The organism is Collinsella sp. HCP3S3_E11, from assembly GCF_052067375.1.
In the GTDB taxonomy this organism is placed as follows: Bacteria; Actinomycetota; Coriobacteriia; order Coriobacteriales; family Coriobacteriaceae; genus Collinsella.
Genome location: NZ_JBQHQI010000043.1, coordinates 1 through 329, shown reverse-complemented (window position 1 = coordinate 329; position 329 = coordinate 1). Strand labels below are relative to the sequence as shown.

Sequence of the window (329 nt, the reverse complement as noted above, 5' to 3'; positions counted from 1 at the left end):
TCTCCTCGGCCTCCTCGGCGAGGCGCTGGGCGGCCAGCTCGGGGGTGAGGCCCTTGTACTCGGTCTCGCGGCCCTTGGCGCTGACGACGCGGACGACCTCGCCGATGAGCACGAGCACGATGAAGATGATGATCATCGGGACCTTCTCGCCGACCTCGGCGGCGGAGAACGGCACCAGCGTCGCGACGATGGCCAGGATCAGCTCGATGCAGGGGATAGCCAGCATGACCTTCATCATCGCGCCCTTGAACGGGAACGTGAAGATGCGCTCGCGGTTCGGGTCGTTCTTGCGGAGGTTGAGGAACGCCGGGAACATCGGGATGTAGGTG

The 329-nt window shown here is 65.3% G+C and carries 1 pseudogene; it reads right to left on the bottom strand.

What is annotated here, in order from left to right:
* A pseudogene (locus ACTM86_RS08985) lies at positions 1-329 on the bottom strand (amino acid:proton antiporter); the annotation flags it as partial.